Origin of the sequence: Solibacillus sp. FSL R5-0449 (assembly GCF_037975215.1) — a bacterium.
Taxonomy (GTDB): Bacteria; Bacillota; Bacilli; order Bacillales_A; family Planococcaceae; genus Solibacillus.
In genome coordinates this window covers 2,632,926-2,653,544 of record NZ_CP150239.1, presented here as the reverse complement: position 1 = coordinate 2,653,544, position 20,619 = coordinate 2,632,926, and the positions used below count along the sequence as shown (strand labels likewise).

At 39.2% G+C, this 20,619-nt stretch carries 20 protein-coding genes; 14 read left to right on the top strand and 6 right to left on the bottom strand.

The annotated features are described in order from the left end of the window. The first annotated feature begins 52 nt into the window (after positions 1-52). The 3 genes from MKY27_RS13340 (at position 53) to MKY27_RS13330 (ending at position 2,821) form a co-directional block, all read left to right on the top strand. Positions 53-1,105, top strand: a complete 1,053-nt coding sequence (locus MKY27_RS13340; RefSeq protein ID WP_339195627.1) for an NAD(P)/FAD-dependent oxidoreductase — start codon at positions 53-55, stop codon at positions 1,103-1,105. A 140-nt stretch (positions 1,106-1,245) separates the two neighbouring features. After that, positions 1,246-2,262 (top strand): hypothetical protein, encoded by a 1,017-nt coding sequence (locus MKY27_RS13335; protein ID WP_339195626.1) that lies wholly within the window; start codon positions 1,246-1,248, stop codon positions 2,260-2,262. A 58-nt stretch (positions 2,263-2,320) separates the two neighbouring features. Beyond that, a complete protein-coding gene (locus MKY27_RS13330; protein WP_339195625.1) occupies positions 2,321-2,821 on the top strand; it encodes a GNAT family N-acetyltransferase in 501 nt (166 codons plus the stop codon). Positions 2,822-3,135: 314 nt separating this feature from the next. On the opposite strand, the gene MKY27_RS13325 is transcribed toward MKY27_RS13330, so the two are convergent. From MKY27_RS13325 to MKY27_RS13315, 3 genes are all read right to left on the bottom strand, one after another. After that, positions 3,136-4,857, bottom strand: a complete 1,722-nt coding sequence (locus MKY27_RS13325) for an iron ABC transporter permease (protein WP_339195623.1) — start codon at positions 4,855-4,857, stop codon at positions 3,136-3,138. A gap of 15 nt (positions 4,858-4,872) precedes the next feature. Beyond that, positions 4,873-5,943 carry an ABC transporter ATP-binding protein gene (locus MKY27_RS13320; protein WP_339195622.1) on the bottom strand — a complete coding sequence of 357 codons (1,071 nt, stop codon included), beginning with the start codon at positions 5,941-5,943 and terminating at the stop codon, positions 4,873-4,875. A gap of 74 nt (positions 5,944-6,017) precedes the next feature. Continuing rightward, complete coding sequence (locus tag MKY27_RS13315) at positions 6,018-7,109, bottom strand: extracellular solute-binding protein (protein ID WP_339195621.1); 1,092 nt, start codon at positions 7,107-7,109, stop codon at positions 6,018-6,020. A gap of 361 nt (positions 7,110-7,470) precedes the next feature. Between MKY27_RS13315 and MKY27_RS13310 the strand changes: the two genes are divergently transcribed. Both MKY27_RS13310 and MKY27_RS13305 read left to right on the top strand, forming a co-directional pair. Further along, positions 7,471-7,878 (top strand): pyridoxamine 5'-phosphate oxidase family protein, encoded by a 408-nt coding sequence (locus tag MKY27_RS13310; protein WP_339195619.1) that lies wholly within the window; start codon positions 7,471-7,473, stop codon positions 7,876-7,878. Between the two features lie 13 nt (positions 7,879-7,891). After that, positions 7,892-8,296 carry a pyridoxamine 5'-phosphate oxidase family protein gene (locus MKY27_RS13305; RefSeq protein WP_339172940.1) on the top strand — a complete coding sequence of 135 codons (405 nt, stop codon included), beginning with the start codon at positions 7,892-7,894 and terminating at the stop codon, positions 8,294-8,296. 114 nt (positions 8,297-8,410) lie between these two features. On the opposite strand, the gene MKY27_RS13300 is transcribed toward MKY27_RS13305, so the two are convergent. Further along, on the bottom strand, positions 8,411-8,920 hold the full coding sequence (locus MKY27_RS13300; RefSeq protein ID WP_339195618.1) for a hypothetical protein: 510 nt from the start codon (positions 8,918-8,920) through the stop codon (positions 8,411-8,413). A gap of 245 nt (positions 8,921-9,165) precedes the next feature. Between MKY27_RS13300 and MKY27_RS13295 the strand changes: the two genes are divergently transcribed. The 4 genes from MKY27_RS13295 to MKY27_RS13280 all read left to right on the top strand — a co-directional run bounded on the left by MKY27_RS13295 (position 9,166) and on the right by MKY27_RS13280 (position 12,650). Continuing rightward, positions 9,166-9,636, top strand: coding sequence for a Fe-S oxidoreductase (locus MKY27_RS13295; RefSeq protein ID WP_339195617.1), 471 nt, complete (start codon positions 9,166-9,168; stop codon positions 9,634-9,636). Positions 9,637-9,911: 275 nt separating this feature from the next. Then, positions 9,912-11,240, top strand: coding sequence for a hemolysin family protein (locus MKY27_RS13290; RefSeq protein ID WP_339195616.1), 1,329 nt, complete (start codon positions 9,912-9,914; stop codon positions 11,238-11,240). 55 nt (positions 11,241-11,295) lie between these two features. Then, positions 11,296-12,363, top strand: coding sequence for a hemolysin family protein (locus MKY27_RS13285; RefSeq protein WP_339195615.1), 1,068 nt, complete (start codon positions 11,296-11,298; stop codon positions 12,361-12,363). 128 nt (positions 12,364-12,491) lie between these two features. Further along, positions 12,492-12,650: a hypothetical protein gene (locus tag MKY27_RS13280; RefSeq protein WP_339172928.1), complete on the top strand. Its 159-nt coding sequence runs from the start codon at positions 12,492-12,494 to the stop codon at positions 12,648-12,650. Between the two features lie 249 nt (positions 12,651-12,899). On the opposite strand, the gene MKY27_RS13275 is transcribed toward MKY27_RS13280, so the two are convergent. After that, entirely contained in the window at positions 12,900-13,100 is a 201-nt protein-coding gene (locus MKY27_RS13275) for a hypothetical protein (protein WP_339195614.1), read from the bottom strand. A 138-nt stretch (positions 13,101-13,238) separates the two neighbouring features. On the opposite strand from MKY27_RS13275, the gene MKY27_RS13270 reads away from it, so the two are divergent. Both MKY27_RS13270 and sstT read left to right on the top strand, forming a co-directional pair. Continuing rightward, complete coding sequence (locus tag MKY27_RS13270) at positions 13,239-14,177, top strand: bile acid:sodium symporter family protein (RefSeq protein ID WP_339195612.1); 939 nt, start codon at positions 13,239-13,241, stop codon at positions 14,175-14,177. Between the two features lie 211 nt (positions 14,178-14,388). Next, complete coding sequence (sstT, locus tag MKY27_RS13265) at positions 14,389-15,600, top strand: serine/threonine transporter SstT (RefSeq protein WP_339195609.1); 1,212 nt, start codon at positions 14,389-14,391, stop codon at positions 15,598-15,600. A 49-nt stretch (positions 15,601-15,649) separates the two neighbouring features. Here the strand turns inward: sstT and MKY27_RS13260 are convergent, their stop codons facing one another. Then, positions 15,650-16,576, bottom strand: a complete 927-nt coding sequence (locus MKY27_RS13260) for a DUF4003 family protein (RefSeq protein WP_339195607.1) — start codon at positions 16,574-16,576, stop codon at positions 15,650-15,652. Between the two features lie 176 nt (positions 16,577-16,752). Between MKY27_RS13260 and MKY27_RS13255 the strand changes: the two genes are divergently transcribed. From MKY27_RS13255 to MKY27_RS13245, 3 genes are all read left to right on the top strand, one after another. Continuing rightward, on the top strand, positions 16,753-17,967 hold the full coding sequence (locus tag MKY27_RS13255; RefSeq protein WP_339195603.1) for a carboxylate--amine ligase: 1,215 nt from the start codon (positions 16,753-16,755) through the stop codon (positions 17,965-17,967). Between the two features lie 105 nt (positions 17,968-18,072). After that, a complete protein-coding gene (locus MKY27_RS13250; protein WP_339195601.1) occupies positions 18,073-18,510 on the top strand; it encodes an SACOL1771 family peroxiredoxin in 438 nt (145 codons plus the stop codon). 13 nt (positions 18,511-18,523) lie between these two features. Beyond that, positions 18,524-20,521, top strand: coding sequence for an AarF/UbiB family protein (locus tag MKY27_RS13245; RefSeq protein WP_339195599.1), 1,998 nt, complete (start codon positions 18,524-18,526; stop codon positions 20,519-20,521). The last annotated feature ends 98 nt before the right edge of the window (positions 20,522-20,619 follow it).

Below are 20,619 nucleotides of genomic sequence, written 5' to 3'. Positions count from 1 at the left end.
ACTGCGCGAAAAGCGTAATTGTCCGACAAATGAAAAGAATGGAGTGTTTCGAATGAACGATATTTATGATGTAACGATAATTGGCGGTGGTCCAAGCGGATTATACAGTGCGTTCTATGCAGGGTTGAGAGATTTAAAAACAAAGATTATTGAATTCCAGCCGACGCTCGGCGGGAAACTCCACGTTTATCCTGAAAAGATTATTTGGGATATTGGTGGTATGCCTCCAACACCAGCACAGCAAGTCATTGAAAATCTCATTAAACAGGGACTGACATTCAAGCCAACCGTATGTCTAAATACAAAAGTCGATTTCATCACAAAAAAAGAAGATTTGTTTGTGATTGAGACAAGTTCAGGCGAAAAACACTATTCGAAAAAAGTGATCGTTGCAGTAGGTGGCGGCATTATTAGTCCGATTAAATTGCATATTGAAGGTGCGGAAAAGTATGAAGTATCGAACTTGCACTATACAATTCGAGGCATCCAAAGCTTTAAGGACAAGTCACTGCTAATTTCAGGCGGCGGTAACTCGGCGATTGACTGGGCGAAGGATCTGATCGGTATTGCCAAGCAGATTACCGTCATTTACAGAGGCGAAAAGCTATCTGCTCACGAAGCACAAATCCGCCATTTGCAGGATAATGGCGTTCCGATCGTTACAAATACACAGATTAAAACACTTGTAGCGAATGAAACGAAGACGAAAATTGAAGAAGTCATTTTGGAAAACGTCGTAACAAAGGAAACATCGAAAATTGTAGTAGATGATGTCCTTGTAAATCACGGCTATGACCGGGATTCTTCATTTACTTTTGATACGGCACTCTCTCCGGAAAAAGATAAAGATTACGACTATTATTATTTGACGGACGGTAAGGGGCTGACATCGGTTGACGGGATTTATGCTGTTGGCGATATTTCCAAATATGATAACAAAGTATATTTAATTACCGGTACATTCCAGGATGCGGTCAATGCGATCAACGCTATCAAAATTAGCCTTGAACCGACAGCAGATCAGTATGCAAAAGTTTCTTCGCATAATGAAGTATTCGAAAAACGCAACCGTGAACTGATGAAGGACATGCTTGTGAATGGCTAGTATGCTGAATAAATAAATTAAATAATCACAACGCAGAAGTTTACGTGAACTTCTGCGTTTTTTAATGTTGGAAGGATAGTAATCGATTATAATGGAAGTATTATGGGAATTGATGCATGTGTGAAAGGAAGGGGAGTGCTATGGTTTTCCAAAGAGTAGTTAATTATAAATGGCTTTTGATCGCTTGTGTCATTTTACTGGGCAATATTGTTGTTTATCAGTTGTCGTTTGTTTCTGCGCTTTCAGATGAGCAAGTACAAGGAATGGTAATCGGTTCACTAATTGACTGTGCGGTTGTGGCACCGGCACTTCTCTTGCTGCAAACGGGCAAATGGGCGGTCAAAAATTTTGTTGTCTTTGTTGCTGCGGGTATTTTATTTGCCCGACTTGTCATCCCTAATGGATTGATGGAACCTTTCCGCTATATAACTTTTTCTGCAATCGCAGTAGAAGCAGGATTGGTTTTGATGGAGTTAATCATTTTATTTGTTTTCATAAAATATTTACCAAGTATTATTCGAGCGGTCAAATTAGAGCAGGAGCAACTTATCTTTTCATTTCCTCGAATTGTTAGAGAGAAAGTAAAAGATAACGTATTAATGAGAGTTCTTTGCCAGGAGCTGCTTGTATTTTATTATGCGTTTTGCAGCTGGAAGAAAAAACAGCCAGGCGGATATACCGTTCATAAAAATACGATGTATATTCCTATGTTATTTATGATTTTTCATGCAGCATTATTTGAAGCAATTGCATTCCATTGGTTTTTCCATGACCGCATACCGGTTTTAGCTTGGGGGCATACAATTCTCTCACTTTATGGACTACTATTCTTGCTGGCCGATTTCCGCGCATTAATATTAAATCCGGTCCGTATCGAAAACGGAAATTTATATCTTTCCAACGGCTTATTGAAACAAACAAAAATTGACTTGAAAAATATTTCTCAATTGCATACATCTATACAAGATGAAGAAATTTATCATTTTAAAGTGTTAGGAAATACAGAGGAAAAGCCAGACTTTGTGCTGGAGTTGAAGGAACTGCAAACAATCCAACTGGTAGGCGGATTTGAAAAAAGAGCAAAATTTATAGGAGTGTACTTAGACGCCCCAGCCCTGGTACGTAGCGAAATAGAGTCAGCGATAATAGATAAATAGTGTAAAAGATGAAGAAATGGGGTATAGATTATAGAACGCAATGTTATGAGGTGAGAAGATGAACATTCGAATATTAGGTTATAAAGATGCTGAACAATATAAAAAGGTTAGATTACACGGGCTTTTACATTCTCCAACATTATTTAGCTCGTCTTTTGAACATGAGAACAATTATACGGTTCCGGAAATTGAACAACGTCTTCGTCCGCAAGCAGATATTTTTACGCTTGGGGCATTTGAAGACAACGAGCTGATTGGAATTGCAACGTTTAAAAGAGAAACAGGTGCAAAACTGAATCATAAAGGCGTTCTTGTCGGACTCTATGTTATGCCTGATTCAAGAGGAAAAGGTGTAGCACGGGATATGATTGAAGAATTGTTGCGCCTGTTACGTGAAAACGGAGGTCTTGAACAGCTTCATTTAACTGTTGAGTCTACAAATGAACAGGCAATCTCTCTTTATGAATCGCTAGGATTTAAGCGATTTGCTAAAGAGGAGCGTGCCCTAAAGGTCGACGGAAACTATTATGATCAAGTGTGGATGTTAAAAGAGCTATAGCTATTAAGAATTAAAACATGAGATAATATTGAAGTTTTTTAGAGAGGGGAAAAACTCTTAATAAGTAACGGATATTTAAAAAATTGATTGGAATGAAGGGCGACTCCAGCGGGAAAAGCACGACGCCTGAGACTAGGAACAAAAGCTAAGAACGCCACGTCCTGTGGCAACGCTTTTGTGACCAACATCCTGTTGGCCTCATGCCCGCGGAAAGCGTCCCGGAATGGAAATCAATTTATACGCATAGCAAAAAAACAGCATTTTTCTCATTGAGAAAAATGCTGTTTTTGGATTATATGCTAGCTTTTTTTACGTTATATAGCACTTCCTGCGGAGCCTTTTGATAAACGTTCTGAAATGATCAGAACAATAAGGATTAAAACAATCTGCAGCACACCATATGCGCATGCCGTACCAAACTTGAAGGCATACAGCTTCTGGAATATGGCAACCGACAATGGAATCGTCGACGTATTATAAATCAAGATTGAAGCAACGAATTCCCCGATACTTTGGACAAAAGCGAGCAATGTACCGGCAAGAACACCGGATAATGTAAGCGGAATGACAATTCTTCTGAATGTATACCACCACGATGCCCCTAAACTTCGCGAAGCCTCCTCCACGGATTGATCCAATTGCATAAGGGAAGCCGATGTCGACCTGAAGACAAGCGGCAAATGCCGGATAAAATACGCAAGCGGTAAAATCCAGAATGAACCGATCAATACTTGATTGAATGTAAATACGCTTTCCGTGGAAAACGCCGCGATTAAGTTAACAGCTACAACTGTACCCGGCAATGCCCACGGGATCGTAATTAGAATATCGAGCGCTGTTTTTCCTTTGAAGCTAAGTCTGACCATCGCATAGGCTGCAGCAACACCGAATATAATATTGCCGACTGTTGCGATGAAGCCCATTTGCAGCGAGTTCCAAATTGGGCGCCATGTCCGCTCATCCGTAAACAGCGCTTTATAATGGTCAAGCGTATATTCGGTCGGCAAAATCTGAATTGTCCAGGCACCGTCTTTTGAAAATGAAATTAAAATCAGCACTAAAATCGGCAAGATCAAAATTAGCGTCCCGATAAAGGATAGTGCAACCGCTAAATACTTCAAAGGCTTCGAGCTCACTTCCGAACGGTGAACACTGATTCCTTTACTTAAATTCTGATAGTTACGTCGGTTTTGATACCAGCGCATAATAAGCAAAAAGGTGATGGACACGAATGATAAAATGGTTGACTGCGTTGCCGCCATATCCAAATTGCCGTTTGTCCGTGATAAATAAATTTGCATCGTCATTGTACGTTCAACCCCGAACATGAGTGGCGCTGTATAGGATGCCATCGACACCATGAAAACGAGGAGGGAAGATGCGATTAATGATGGGGTAAGCATCGGCAAAATAATCTTCCGCCAAACCCGTATCCTGCTTGCTCCCAGACTGGTTGCGGCTTCTTCCAAAGAAGGGTCAAGCCCTTTAATAGCTGCTGAAGCCGTCAAATAGAAGTACGTATACATCGTAAACGTATGAACAACAATGACACCCCAAATCCCTTTTAAGGCAAACGGAACATCTTCCAATTGAAACATCTGCTGAAATAAGCGCGGGAAGATACCACTTTCACCATATAAAAATGAAAAGGATAAAACCCCCACCAATGGAGGCAATGCCATTGGGACAAGTACTAAAATAGAGAGCAGACGGCGACCCGGAAAATCGTAGCGTTCCAGTAAAAAGGCCATCATTACCCCAACAACGGCACAGCAGATGACACTAATAATCGATATATAAAAGCTGTTCCAAAGTGCCTCCAGATTGGCTGTACTTTCTAAACTGAAAAACTTCTGATAGTTTGCCAGCTGATTGTCTCCGGCAAAACTCTGAATAAACGTTGAGTAAAATGGATAAATAACATAGGCAAACAATATTAAAAACAGCGGGGAGATAAGAATATAGACAAAATAGCGTGATTGTGTAAGACGAGACCACCAACTCGCTTCGTATGTGTCAACGGATTTTTTGCTCATTGTGTGCCTCCTCTCTTATTCTCCTAGGAAATAAATATTTTGTTTCGGGATATGTAGTTCAATCATATCGCCAGCTTGCAGTATTGCAGTACCCCGACTAATAATCATTGCTTTTAATGTAGTATCATTCCATTTGATAAAGTAATTTACGCTGATTCCGGTAAATTCGATCAGCTCGACGATACCTGTAACGGTGTTTTCACCAGGACCGCTTTCAAATGCTTCAGGACGGACGGATACATAAATTTCGTCTCCGATTGCTACTTGAAGACCCGCTGCCAAGTTTTCTGTCAGGCCTTGCAGTTCAAGTCCTTTATCATTTGTAACGGTAATCATATTGTCTTCAATCGATTTTACTTTCATCGTAAGCAAGTTTGTCTCTCCGATAAAAGTAGCGACAAAGCGGTTGTTTGGCCGATGGTAAATTTCCTGTGGCGTACCGATTTGTTTGACGACGCCATGCTCCATTACCATAATCCGGTCGGACATTGCCATCGCCTCAGTCTGGTCATGGGTAACGTAAATTGTCGTCACACCCAGTTCCGACTGAATCCGTTTGATTTCAATCCGCGTTTCCTCACGTAATTTTGCATCCAAATTGGATAATGGCTCATCCAGAAGCAAAATGTCAGGTTCAATGACAAGCGCACGTGCCAAAGCAACACGCTGCTGCTGACCACCCGATAATTCATTGATTTTGCGTGAGCCATATGGACCTAGATGAACAAGCTCGCGTATCCGGTCAACCTTTTCTTTGATCGTTTTTCTATCATATTTCCGGATTTCCAGACCGAATGCAATATTTTCATTGACTGTCATATGCGGGAAGAGTGCATAGTTTTGAAACACCATTCCAATATTCCGTTTATTAGGCTGCAATGTTGTGACATCCTGATTGTCAAAGTAAATTTTACCTTGAGAAGGGTAGTAAAATCCGGCAATCATCCGTAATGTTGTTGTTTTGCCACACCCACTCGGACCTAGAAATGTAAAAAATTCACCCGATTTTATATCCAGCTCTAAATCTTTGACGCTCACGACATCACCGAATTTTTTTGAAACGTCGTTAATACGAACAGCTTTCATCCAATCCAACTCCCTTCATACCGACAAATTAGGAAAAGAAAGACCTCTTGATTCAGAGGTCTGTCATATAACTACTATTTGCCTTTTCCTTTAATATTTGTATCCCAATACTCCATCCATTCCGCTTCTTTATCGGCCATTACTTGCCAATCGATATCAAGTGGTTTTAAATCCAGCTCTTTATACCAGTCAGGCATAGCATCTTCCGCAATATCCGTACGTGTTGGAATTTGGTAATACTCTTTTGAAAGTTCAACCATCGTTTCTTGATCGAACAGGAATTCCATAAATAATTTCGCATTTTCTTCATTTTTAGCATTGTTTACAATACCGACTGCATCGACTAAAATCGGTGCACCGCTTTCCGGATAAATAAAGTCAAATGTGTAATCCGTTGTATGTTTTTTCAGTAAAATATCCTGCAAGTTCCATAACGAAATTGAACCTTCCTGGCGTGCCAGTTTTAAATACAGCGCGTTAGGATCTTGTGTATATTCTTTCGTATTCGCATCAAGTTTCATCAGCCAGTCATAGCCTTTTGATGGATCATCTGCACCTTGGCGGAAAATCATAGAAGAATAAATTGTCCGCATCGTTCCTGAAGCAAGAACACCGCGAATTAAAATTTCATCTTTCCACTTTGGATCAAGTAATTCATCCCAATCCTGTGGTCCTTCTTCCGGTGACATCACATCACTGTTAATCATAATGACTTCAGGTAACAGCATCTCACCAACCCAGCGATTTTGCTCATCCTTATGAAGAGGGTCAACAGAATCGATAAATGAAGGATCCCATTGTAAAAGCAAATCCTCATTTGCGGCAACCATCATCGCTGACTGTGTACCGCCCCACCAAAAATCGCCTTGTGGGTTGGCTTTTTCACCACGCACACGCTCTAAAATCTGCTGTGCACCCATTGTCATATATTCCACTTCGATATTCGGGTAACGCTCATTAAACTTTTCGATAACACCCTGTACCATGTTTTCGTCACGCCCCGTGTAAATTACGAGCTTGCCGGAAGCATTTTCTTCTGTTGTACCTTCTGTCGTGCCGCTATCGCCTTGAGTTGAATCATTTGTCGTCTCTTCGGAGTCGCCGCACGCAGCCAAAACTAATAAAAGAGTTGTGAGAATAAGAGAAAGCCAAGTAAATCTTTTCATCCAATGTCCTCCTTACATATAGTTTTTCTTTTTCATGCAGAATAAAAGGATATCTATTCCAATTTCATTTTATCTACAAATTTTTTAATATTCAAACAAATATCCCTATAACTTTTAAATTTTTACAGTTCATTTAATTGATATAGAGAAAAATTTACACGGGAACTACAGAATTGATAAAAGTTAAGGGGATGCAATGCCAAGTTAAATGCGAAGAAAATTGTTTTATTTAAATTTATTAAGGGAATTATAAAAGTATCAGCACAACAGCGGTTTTTCCCATTGATTTGGAATTACATACGGTTGGACGTGCTTCTCATCTCACGAATAATGGAACTTAATTTACCGGAGGAGTGAAAATATGAGCAAAAGTAATAAAGAAATTGCATTGCAAATTTTAAACGAAAACAGTATAGGCGTTATGGCTACAAATAATAACGGTGTACCGAATTCACGCTATATGACATTTGACTATGTAGAATCGAAATTATATACGGTAGCACTGGAAGATTCCGATGTCGTACGTGAAATTACGGAATACGGCGGTACCCACATTTTATTAGGATATGAAGGCGAAGGAATGCTTGAAACATTCTTGGAAATCGAAGGCAATGCAGCAACAACATTAAACGATGCTGTGAAACAGATGCTGCTTGATAAATATCCAAAGCATGCTGACGGCAATTTTGTGCTAATTCAAGTTACGCCGACACGAATGCGAATTATGAATAAAGACGGAAAAAACCAGGAAGAGATTCAACTATATTAAGGGAGGTAGTGTAATGGAAACATTAAAAGAAAAAGTACTTTCAATTATTAAAGACCATAAAATCGGGACAATGGCTACATTAAACGGACGTCACCCTTATGTTCGTTACATGACGTTTACAAACGAAGACTTCACGCTCTATGCGACAACAACTGAAGACTCTCAAAAAGTGTACGATTTAAATGAAAATCCTTACACGCATATTTTACTGGGTTATACAAAGGAAGACATGGATGCCCCGTATTTAGAAATTACAGCAAAACTAAGTGAAGTAAAAGATGATTCATTAAAGCTGAAAATCACAAACTTCTTTAAAGACGTTTTCACATCAGAAGACGGGGATATGGTGACACTTCAATTCGATCCGATCACAATCAAATTAATGAACGATGGTGAGCCACAGGAATTGAAGCTTTAAAATAGTTAAGTATAGTAAGAATAAAAGTCGTACTGCAAAAATCAGTACGTCAATAAACAAAAGCTCTTATGGCGTAGTACTGGGTACTGTCGCATAAGAGCTTTTGTATTTAGGTTAGAAGCATTGGAAAGTTAAAATTGAATTGCGATTTACGGAACTGTATACCCAGCCGAAACGACTCCATCTAAAACCTAAAATGATATTTGGCGCAACAAATGTCGGGAAGAACCAGAAACTATTGCCGTTTCGTTGCCATATAAACGTATTACGGAACATACAGCGTCTTATCCCACTGGAACCTTGCTGTGAATGGCTAGCGGAAAGTTGCTGCATTTGTGGTGTAAAGCTAGGAGGCGGTCCCATCGGCATTTGGGTATTGCCGCCAGGTCCTCCACCAGAACCTCCACGAGGTCCACCTCCGGGATTACCAGGGAAGCCGCCGGGACCCCCACCAGGGAAACCGCCAGGACCTCCACCCGAGAATCCCGGTCCAGGTCCAGGGAAACCACCTGGAGCTCCCGGGAAACCTCCCGGGCCTGGTCCTGGTGATCCCGGGAAAAACTGTTGTTGAAATGGTTGTCCTTCAGGGCTCTCATCAAAGCGTTCAAACGGATTTTGATACAACAAGCATACCTTCTTTCTTAAGTATTCTTTGTAATGTATGTAAATGAGGTAAACGCCAATAGGAATTCGCCTATTAATAGACGAAATACCAGGGTGATTATGATTTTCGACCAAATTTCCTTTAGTATGTTTTGTTCAGGAATGAATTAGGGTGAATTGTTAACTAATGAAAGATAGATGATTTGAAAAATGTATGGAACTGGACTAAAATCACAATGAAGATGTGAAAGAGAAGGGAATTTATTATGAAAAAATATTTGTTTGCTATTATCCTATTGTTGTTGGCGGGTTGTAGTAATGGAGAAAGTACAAATGTCAAATTTACCGAGAAACAGGCGGTACCATTTGAAATAATGAAATATGATGAAAAAATTGCACCGATTTATGAATCGCTCGTTCCGCATATTGCCTATGCAAATACACAAGGTCAATTTGAATCACTGCAAGGTCGTTTTGATGTAGACAATTTCACGATTGATATGGATGAGTATATGGCAGTATTTATTGTCACTTATTCGGGCAGCTGTGGTACATCAGTCGATAATGTATACAAACATGGCGATTACTTGGCGGTTCAACTGATCGACAATGTTGGTCAAAAATGTGAAGACGAGGGTATGCCCCATACATTCGTACTCCAAGTAGAGAAGGACGATTACGAAAAAGTTCAATTATATAATGGCAACATCATCAAATCTTCAGTCGATGTAGAATAAATTTATTAAAAGTTTTCAGCTTTGGTTATTCAAAGTTGAAAGCTTTTTTTTGTAATTTTATATATTTTGGGCACAATTAATTGTGATTTGAAAATAAAAACTATATAATTTTCTTAAACTATAACGTGATGGTTTTGGGCTGCGATTCTGTTAATGAAATTAGTAACCTTACCATTATTGTTTGCATGTTCAATAGAATAGTCGGGTACATAAGAGAAAGACCAAATTATTACTACATTATTTTGGAGGTGAATCCCTCGCGCTGAGGGAAATAATTGGACGTAAACACCATATTAAACATCATTTTATTAATTATCTTTTTAGGTTTAACCGGATTTTTCGTAGCAGCAGAATTTGCTGTTGTAAAAATCCGTAAATCCCGTATTGATCAATTGATTTTAGAAGGCAATAAAAAAGCAGTCATAGCTAAAAAAGTAGCAGGGGACCTTGATTATTATTTATCTGCCTGTCAGCTCGGAATAACAATCACAGCAATCGGTTTGGGTGCGTTTACAAAGCCGTATGTAAAAGAGCTGATGTATCCTGTATTCGACTGGTTAAATGTTTCGGATGTTGTTGCTTCGGCTGCTTCTTATGTCATTGCGCTTGCCATTGTAAGTTATTTGCACGTAGTAATTGGTGAAATGGCGCCAAAAACGTTAGCGATCCAGTTTTCCGAGAAAGTAACATTAATGCTTGCAGGACCGCTTTATTGGTTCGGTAAAGTAATGTATCCGTTTATCCAGGCGTTGAATGGAACTTCTCGTATATTGTTACGCGCAATCGGTGTGAAATCAGCGGGTGAAGAGCAGGCCTATTCGGAAGAAGAACTGAAAATCATTATGGCACAAAGTTTCCAAGGCGGCCAAATCGACCAACAGGAACTGAAATATTTAGAAAATGTATTTGCCTTTGATGAACGTGTTGCAAAAGACATTATGGTGCCGCGAACAGACTTAGTGACAATCGACAAAGATATGAGTGCCGAAGAGATTATCCAAATCTTAGACGAACATAACTATACACGTTATCCGATCGTTGAAAATAATGATAAAGACCGCATTCTTGGCGTCATCAATGCGAACAAATTACTTAGCCATATTGTTTCTAAGCGCCCGGTACAGCTCGAGCAGTTTTTAACGAAAGTGCCATTTGTTTTAGGTGTGACAAGTATCCAGGATGCACTTTTAAAAATGCAGAAGGCGAAAGCGCATATGACGGTTATTATCGATGAATATGGCGGGACAGCCGGTGTATTAACGATGGAAGATGTTTTGGAAGAGCTTGTTGGTGAGATTAGGGATGAATTTGACGAGGATGAAGTGGATGATATCCGAAAGTCAGGAGAAAACGAATATACGATTAACGGCCGTGTACTGCTCGATGAACTGGAGGATCGTTTCGGATTTGAGTTTGAGGACAGTGAAGAGATTGATACAATTGGCGGCTGGATTCAGCATACGAATATCGATTCCATCAAAAACGGTGAAGAACTTCAAATCGGTGACGAAATAAAATTCGACGACCATACTTGGGTCATTTCAGATATGGACAATTATCAAATTAAAGAAGTTGTATTAAGACAATATAAACTTCAGCAGTAAATGATCGATACTTATATGTCTTGGAGGTGAATCCCTCATATTTCGGGGGAATTAATTGGACAGTATTATAATTATAAATTTAATTTTAGTCGCGGTATTTATTTTGTTGACAGCCTTTTTCGTTGGGGCCGAATTCTCGATCTTAAAAGTGCGTATGTCACGAATCGACCAGCTTATCGCAGAGGGCAATAAAAAAGCCGTCACAGCAAAAAAGGTAACACAGGATCTGGATTATTATTTATCGGCCTGTCAGCTGGGGATTACGATTACTGCATTAATTCTTGGTGCACTCGGTGAACCGACCGTAGAAAAAATGCTTGAGCCTGTTTTTGACTATTTCAGCATTCCGGCAGCGGTTGCAACAGCCCTTTCCTATGTGATCGCGTTATCGGTTGTTACTTTTTTACACGTAGTACTTGGCGAGCTGATGCCAAAGACATTGGCCATCCAATATGCTGAAAAAATGACTTTAATTTTGGCACCGCCACTTTATTGGTTCGGGAAAGTTACAGGGCCGATTATCTCAGTATTAAATGGTTCGGCTCGCGGACTGCTGAAAATCTTCGGTGTCAAACCGGCTGGGCACGATACAGTTTACTCGGAAGAAGAACTTAGACTGATTGTGACACAAAGTTATGAAGGCGGAGAGATCAACCGGACGGAGCTTGCCTATTTAGAAAATATTTTCGCTTTTGATACACGAATGTTACGGGAAGTAATGATTCCCCGCAGTGAAATGATTACAATCGAAAGAAACTATACATTACAGCAAATTCTCGAGGTAATCGACGAGTATGAATTTACACGCTACCCGGTTATTGATCGTACTAAAAATACAGCAGCCTTCATCGGTTTCGTTAACACTAAGGAAATGCTGACAGATATTGCTGCAGGACGTACGAATTCAATCACTACGTATATTCGTGAGATTCCTCGCTATAAAGAAACAGTAGCGATTAAAGATGTATTTTTGAAAATGCAGCAATCGCGCAACCATATGGCGATTGTAACAGATGAAAAAGGGAAAACAATCGGTCTTGTGACGATGGAAGATATCCTGTCCGAAATTGTGGGAGAAATTGAAGATGAAGATGGTGGGGAAATGATCGTTCCCTCAACATAATAAAAGGTCGTAAATGATGGTCACCTAATCCATTATTTGCGGCCTTTTTTGCACTTCATAAAGAAAGTTGAGTAAATAGATTATTAATTCAAATGTCGATATAATTGTGGAATAAGGAGCTGAAGAAAATGCAATGTGGAGCAAAATGTTTTTTAGTGGAAATTGAGCATAATGGCGAAAAAAAGCAAGTTCAAGTCAAAGCAAGATCTTCAGTACGTGCCAGAAAAACTGTACGCATTCAATACGAAGAAGCTGTTAACATCCTGTCCGTAAAGGAAGAGAAATAAAGAGGCAGGGACATAACCCAAAAACGCTATTTTTCTAAGAGAAAAATAGCGTTTTTTTGCTAAGTGTTAAAAATTGATTTCCATTCCGGGACGCTTTCCGCGGGCGTGGCCTGAGCCTGTAGTCTCAGGCGTCACGCTATTCCCGCAGGAGTCGCCCTACATTCCAATCAATTTTTTCAATATATCCATTTCTTAATAAAGGCTTTCCTCTTATTTAGCAATAAATCTACTTATGACTCGGCCTCTTTTTTACTTGTTCTGCTTATCCAATTTTATTTGTTTCACTAAATGTACTATTAACATAATGATTCCGACTGTACAGAATAGAAGACTAAAGATGAATAATACTAGCCAAGCTGTGATGCTCCAATTGGTTGTGAAAAAGATGGAACTGATTAATAAAATTAGCCCGATAAATAATACAACATAGCCCTTTTTAGATAAAGACACGGTAAAACCTCCTTAAATACATATCATAAAAATACCATATTGTTAGTGGACTTATCTATTTAAATGGTTCCATAGAATTCATTCCGCTTATGTTACAATGCGGGAAGGAATACTAATTCAAGAAAAGAGGCGCAGTACATGGTTCAATCGCTCAATCAATTTATTCAAAGGTGGATGCCAGTATTAACACCGCTCAGTTTAGTCATCGGTGTTCTGCTCGAAAAAATCGGTACCCATTTTCTTTTTCTTGTGCCGTTATTATTTGCGGTCATGACTTTCATCAGCAGTTTGAATCTAAAATTTCGCGATATAAAAGTGTTTAAACAATATCCTAAAACAATTTTATTTATGATCGCATTTCTACATATACTCATGCCTTTATGGGCATTCATTCTGGCGGAGCTTATATTCGATGACCGCCTATTAACAATCGGTTTTCTCATTTCCGTTGCCGTGCCAACAGGGGTTACGAGCGTCATTTGGGTGACGATCAGTAAAGGGAACCTGCCTTTATCACTCGCCATCATTTTAATTGATACATTGCTTGCTCCGATTCTTATGCCGTTAATCTTGCATTTAGTTGTCGGGGAGTCCATATCGCTAAATACGCCAGCGCTTATTTTTGATCTTATTTGGATGATTGTTTTACCTTCGATATTAGGTATCCTTGTCAATGAATGGACAAAAGGAAAGTTGTTCGAACAATATGGAAAACCAATGTCTTTAATCTCGAAGCTCTGTTTGTTCGCAATTATTATGATTAATAGTAGTGCAATTGCACCCTATGTAAAAACGATAGACTGGGAGCTTGCAAAAGTAATTGCGGTTGTCTTATTTTTAGCAGTTTCCGGCTATATACTATCCCTTGTGCTTGGCCGACTGTTTTGGAAATCAGAGGCCGATCAGGCGACATTTGTCTTTAATGGGGGAATGCGGAATATTGCGGTAGGGGTCGTTATCGCTACTACATATTTCCCGTCAAAAGTAGCAATGCCGGTCGTTTTCGGGATGTTATTCCAGCAAGTATTAGCTTCGATATTTTATAAAATAATCCGAAAAAATTCGGCAGTAGAATAAAGCGGCTTGGTAAAATTGTACTGTGGAAAAATACAGTTGTATTGTTTAGTCGCACATTGTATGATTATTCTATAGTAAATAATTAAATCTAGAAGTGTTATATAAAAATGAAGCTTCAGCAGGAGAAAGATTGTAGTGTATAAAATTTCATTCACTTACTCGTCTCAAACATCCAGAAGCAATGTAACATCTTAGAATAGCGGGGGAAATTATGAAAAGATTGTTCGAAAAATGGAACAGCATCAACTTAGTAAACCGTATTATTGTTGGTATAATTATTGGCGTTATTTTAGCACTAACGGTTCCTGACACAGTAAGTGGTATTACCATTCTAGGGGCTCTATTCGTTTCAGCTTTAAAAGCAGTTGCACCTGTTTTAGTGTTTGTACTTGTTATTAATGCGATTGCTTCACATGTTGGCGGCAAAGCAACAAATATGAAGATGATTCTTGCTTTATACGGGGTAGCGACATTAGCAGCGGGATTTGTAGCAGTCGTTGCAAGCTATATTTTTCCGACAGTATTAACTTTAAAAACAGAAGCACAGGATGTGACACCGCCTAGCGGGATCCTTGAAGTGTTTGAAACATTATTGTTCAATATTGTGACAAATCCGGTAACTGCTATTATGAATGCAAATTATCTTGGTATTTTAGCTTGGGCAGTAGTTTTAGGGATTGCTTTAAAAGCAGCGAATGATTCAACAAAAGGTGTTATTGCGAATTTTTCGGATGCAATTACGAAAGTTGTACAATGGATTATTAACTTAGCACCATTCGGTATTTTAGGAATAGTATTTGAAGCGATTTCTACAACAGGACTTTCAGCATTAGGGGAATATGCCCGTCTAATTCTGATTCTTGTAGGGACAATGTTCTTCGTGGCACTCGTTGTGAATCCGCTGATTGTATATGCGGTAGCAAGAAGAAATCCGTATCCTCTAATTTTTACATCTATTAAAGAGAGTGGAATTACAGCCTTCTTCACACGTAGTTCAGCGGCCAATATTCCAGTCAATATGGCATTGGCAGAAAAGCTGAAATTAGATAAAGATACATATGCTGTATCGATACCATTAGGTGCAACAATCAATATGGGCGGAGCAGCGATTACAATTTCCGTGCTGACGATGGCAACTGCACATACATTAGGTATAGAGGTAGATTTCTTCACTGCGGTCATCTTAATGGTAATGGCTGCACTGTCAGCTGCGGGTGCATCTGGAGTTGCTGGCGGCTCGCTGTTACTGATTCCTTTAGCGTGTAGCTTATTCGGGATTTCAGACGATATTGCGATGCAAGTCGTGGCAATTGGTTTCATCATCGGTGTCATTCAGGATTCTTGTGAAACAGCATTGAATTCGTCAACAGATATCGTATTTACAGCTGCAGCTGAATATGCGAAAGAACGTAAACAAAACTAAAAAAACTGTGCTGAACGGAATCGAATCTGTTCAGCACAGTTTTTTATATTCAATCAGCACTGCCGGCAGAAATATCACTATCATAACTTCCGGTATTTGAATGCTCAGCAGCAGAGAAAATAATCGTGGAGAAATCTACATCATATGAGGGTAAATCACCGATTGCTTCAGTCGATGTATAAATTTGAGTGGCTACAAGCAGCGAATTAAATTGTCTGCGATCTAATTTTAAAAAGCGGCAAATTTCTTCGTGCATATCATGGAGTGCCGGGAACTGGTGGACTTCGAACTTGGCGAGTGAAAGCAGGGCAATCGTATTGTAATGGTGCGGTTTCAGTTTTTTTTCAGTTTTTTTAATATAAGTTGTCAGTTCTTTTAACCGGGCAAAGGATTCTTGATGAAAATCCCCTGTACCGATTGTTAAAATGACCGCTGTATTAGTCGTATCCTTTGTTCGTTCATAACCGAATGATACAAGTGCCTGATAATACTGTTCCACACTATTTGCCAGTACTTTTGTATCTTCTGTTCGTCCGGCAAGCATCGCACTAGTGGAAAGCTTTAATGGCGCATATTTTACGCTCTGTTTGGTCATTAAATCTTTAATTAACTGATCGATTCGCTCGATATGTTGTTCCGATTTTAAATAGGCAGCCGCAATATAGCTGTCATCATGGCGGGTAAACTGCTTTGAAAGAGATTTGTGAAGATTTAAAGCTTCTCCGATTTTTTCAGGTTCCTTTGCATAATGGACATAGTATGTATTGATGATTTCAGTATTAACCCGTGCAAAGTTATACCATTTTGTATTGGTTTTGATTTGCTGACGTGCCTTTTCATAATCTTCATAGTTGAATACGATATTGCGGACTGTCAGCTTTAAGGCAAGATCAATATAAAAATATTTTGCATCTGCCCCAAAATATAAAACGATTTTATCAATGTTTGTAAAAAATAATTGTAATTGAGCATTCATCCCGATCACCTCTTACTTAATACGTACGTTTTAAACGAAGAGAAGTTTCATTAAAATGTTCGGGAAATAATAAAAACCGTTTACAAAATACAGCATAAATCGATAGAGTATTGTATGATAAATAAGTGATAAATCAAATATAAAGACCGTTGAACAGATTGAGAGGTAGTATAGTAATGACTCAACAACCATTTTTACCGATTATTGTCGGTACTGATATTAATGCATATAACATGGCGATTTCTTTCCATGAAGAATATAAAATCCGTCCGATTCTAGTAGGAAAAGGTGTTTTGCCTTTTACGAACTTAAGCAATATTCCACGTGCCATTGAATATGACAAAAAACTAGGTGAACCGGATCAGTTTGCCAAAATATTAATTAGCGTTGCGAAGAAATATGAAAAAGAAGCGGAAAAGCTCATTTTAATCGGCACAAACGATTTATATGTCCGTTTAATTATTGAAAACCGTGCGATCTTAAGAGATTATTTCGTGTTCAACTATATCGATGAAAATTTAATGAATGACTTACAGATTAAATCGAATTTCTATAAGCTTTGTGAACAGTACGGCATCGATATTCCAACGACTGTATTTTATGATTGCAAAACAGATGGCTCATTTGAAACAGAGATGATGTATCCGGTTATTATTAAACCGAGTAACGGGATTGAATACAGCCGTCATCCATTTGAAGGCCAGGCAAAAGTTTTCAAAGTGGAAAGCAAAGAAGAAGTTCAGAAAGTAATCGATATGATTAAAAATAGCGGCTACAAGGAAGAGCTTATTATTCAGGATTATATTCCCGGTGATGATACAGCAATGTGGGATTCGGTTGTCTATGTGAATGCAAAAGGGGAAACTCAGCTTGTATCGTTTGCACAAGTTGTCCTTCAGGAACATACGAAAACGGCGATCGGCAATTATACAGCGCTTATAACGCGCTACAACGAAGAAGTGATGACGAAACTGCGGGGCTTTTTGGAAGCGGTCGGCTATCGAGGCTACGGTAACTTTGATTTGAAATACGATGAGCGTGACGGGAAATTTAAAGTGTTCGAAGTAAATATTCGTCAAGGCCGTTCAAGTTATTATATTAATGCGATGGGTCATAATTTGGCGCGCAACTTTGTGGAAGATCTGATTTACGATATTCCGAAACCTTGCTCCTATTTAAAAGGAGATGTCCTGTTTTCAGTCGTTCCGAAAATTGTATTGAAGAAATTCGTTTACGATGAATCGGTGAAAAAGGATATTCGACGTCTGATCAAGGAAAAGAAACTTGTAAATCCGTTGTTCTACAAACAGGACAAGCATTTGAAACGCAAAATCTACATGTTTATCCGACAGGTCAATTACTATAAAAAATATAAACAAAACGTTTGGTAAGTATCAGCCGGTTAACAGAAACTTTCTGTTAACCGGCTGTTTTCATTATCTGAAAATTTCATAGCAAAATGTTATAGTTAAAGAAAATTGAAAAGAGTGATATTTATGGCGATACATACTTTTACATTAACAATTGACTGGCCGGGGGGAAGAAATGCGGTTGGGGACTTGAAAACTGAACGATTGCAGACGCAAATTTCGATTCCACCTGAAATGGATGGTCCTGGTATTGGCACAAATCCGGATGAAATGCTGCTTGGTGCCGCAGCAACATGCTATTTAATTACATTGGCAGCAATGCTTGAGCGCAGCCAAATTGAAGCAAAGCTTGATCTGAAGTCAGAAGGGCTTGTAGATGTGACAAATGGTGTTTTTACATACAAAGCGATCCATCATTATGTCGATATTGACCTGAAGAACAAAGACGATGAACGTGCTCGTCGAATAGCGGAGCGCTATGCATATAAGGCAGAAGAAACTTGTATGATTAGTAAAGCGCTAAAAGGGAATGTAGAAGTGCATACACATTTAACTTTGATCTAAAGGAGCGATTTGAATGGATTTTCTCTCAGCTATAATTCAACTGCTCATTGCATCCGCACTTATATTCTTTATTAGCGGCCGTTTAATCGGCTCACAAATAAGTTTGATGAAAAGAATATTATCCGTGCTCATTAGTGTTTCCTTAACGACCTTTGTTTTTTGGTATACATATTTGCGCGGGTCGGACTATTATGACCAAGGAATCGTTTCAAATGTCGTCAACATGACAACAATCATCTGGCTCGGTAGTATGCTTCTCATTTCGATGCTGCTATATCTGTTCTTTGAGCTGTTTGATTCGATAGAATTGAATGAAAACGGCACACCTGTCGGCAGACGTTCCTATTTTAAAACACTCATTACGTATTGGAAGCGTCAAAAACGTTTACGTGAAGTAGTGAGGATTGCTGTAACAAACGGAGTCACACGGACGATGAAATATGCCCGTGCCCGCGAAGATGAACGTGAACTGGCAAAAGCATTACGGGATACACTTGAGCAGTGCGGCGGGGTATTTATTAAATTTGGACAAGTACTGTCAACACGTAAAGAGCTCTTGTCTCCGATATTTATTGATGAACTTGAAAAGCTCCAGCAACATGTAAAACCCCTTTCCGAACAGCAAATTGACCAACTAATTGCCGAAAACTTCAATGCAGGAACGAATCAAATTTTTTCCTATATAAGTAAAACACCGTTAGCATCCGCTTCGATCGGTCAAGTACATAAAGCGGTGTTAAAGGAAACAGATGAACCTGTCGTTGTGAAGTTTTTACGGCCTGACGTGAAAAATATCATGCAGGATGATCTATCGATTTTAATGGAGTTTGCCAGATGGATTACGAGCAAATCGCAGTGGGCTGAAAACTTAGGATTTTACGATTTGGCAAAAGGCTTCAGCATGGCATTGAAGGAAGAAATTGATTTTAATATCGAGGCACGCAATATGGAGCAGGTTGCCAAAATTGTAGAACGCGGCAGTATCGATGTGAAAGTGCCGAAAGTATACCGGGAATGCAGCAATTCCAATGTTGTGGTGATGGAATATATAAAAGGGAAGTCCGTTACAGTAGCAAATGAAGTATTTACGGATTTGGGCATTGACCGTCATCAGTTTGCCAAAACATTATTGTATTCGTTTTTGGAGCAAACGCTTATTTCTGGAATTTTCCATGCTGATCCGCACCCGGGGAATATTTATATTGAGGAAACAACAGGTCGTGTCGCAATCCTCGATTATGGGGCTGTCGGCCGTTTAGCTGAATTGCAGCAGGAAGGATTAAAGTACTTCCTTGTCGGAATCCATCAAAACGATGCAGCGCTTGTTGTTGATGGAATTGCCCAGCTTGTGGAAAATGCCGAGCAGATCAATCAGCATGAAATGGAACAGGCGATCAGCCAGATTCTGCTGAAAATCAACTATGTGTCGACGATCCCGACAGATGAGCTCATGTACTCCATTTTCTCTGTTGTGCGTGAATTTGGACTCCATTTCTATCCATCCGTCAATGTGGCATTACGTGCCATTGTAACATTGGACGGTACATTGTCTGTTATTTGCCCAGGATTCAGGATTTTCAGTGAAGTAAAAGACTTCTCCAATGATTATTTGAAATCAAGCTTCCTGAAACCGTTCAAACATCCGGTTGAGACGAAAGACTTAATCGAAGAAGAACTGGCACTGATGTTGCCGAATATACGGAAAATACCGCGCCGCCTTGATCAGTTGTTCAGAAAAGTGGAGAGCGGGAAAATCATTTTGCATCACGATATTTTTTCGGATAAAGCCAATTCCATGTTTGTAACACAGCTGTTTTCACGGTTTGTGTTGCTGATGGTCGGAATTACGTTTGGGATTATATCGGTTGCATTGCTGGGAATCTCGCAATTTATTCATAATGCCTATGCAATTTATTTAAATACGGCTGCTTATTTAGGTTTGTTTTTATGTGCGATTTTGCTCGTGCGGTTATCGATCCAAGCAATCCGAGATATGAAGCGTACAAAGTAGAGGTCCTATTACAGGATCTCTATTTTTTTATCCTTCTTCGCTTTAGCACTTCACTATAATGAAATACTAAATCACTAGAAGATTAACGTATTAGCAGG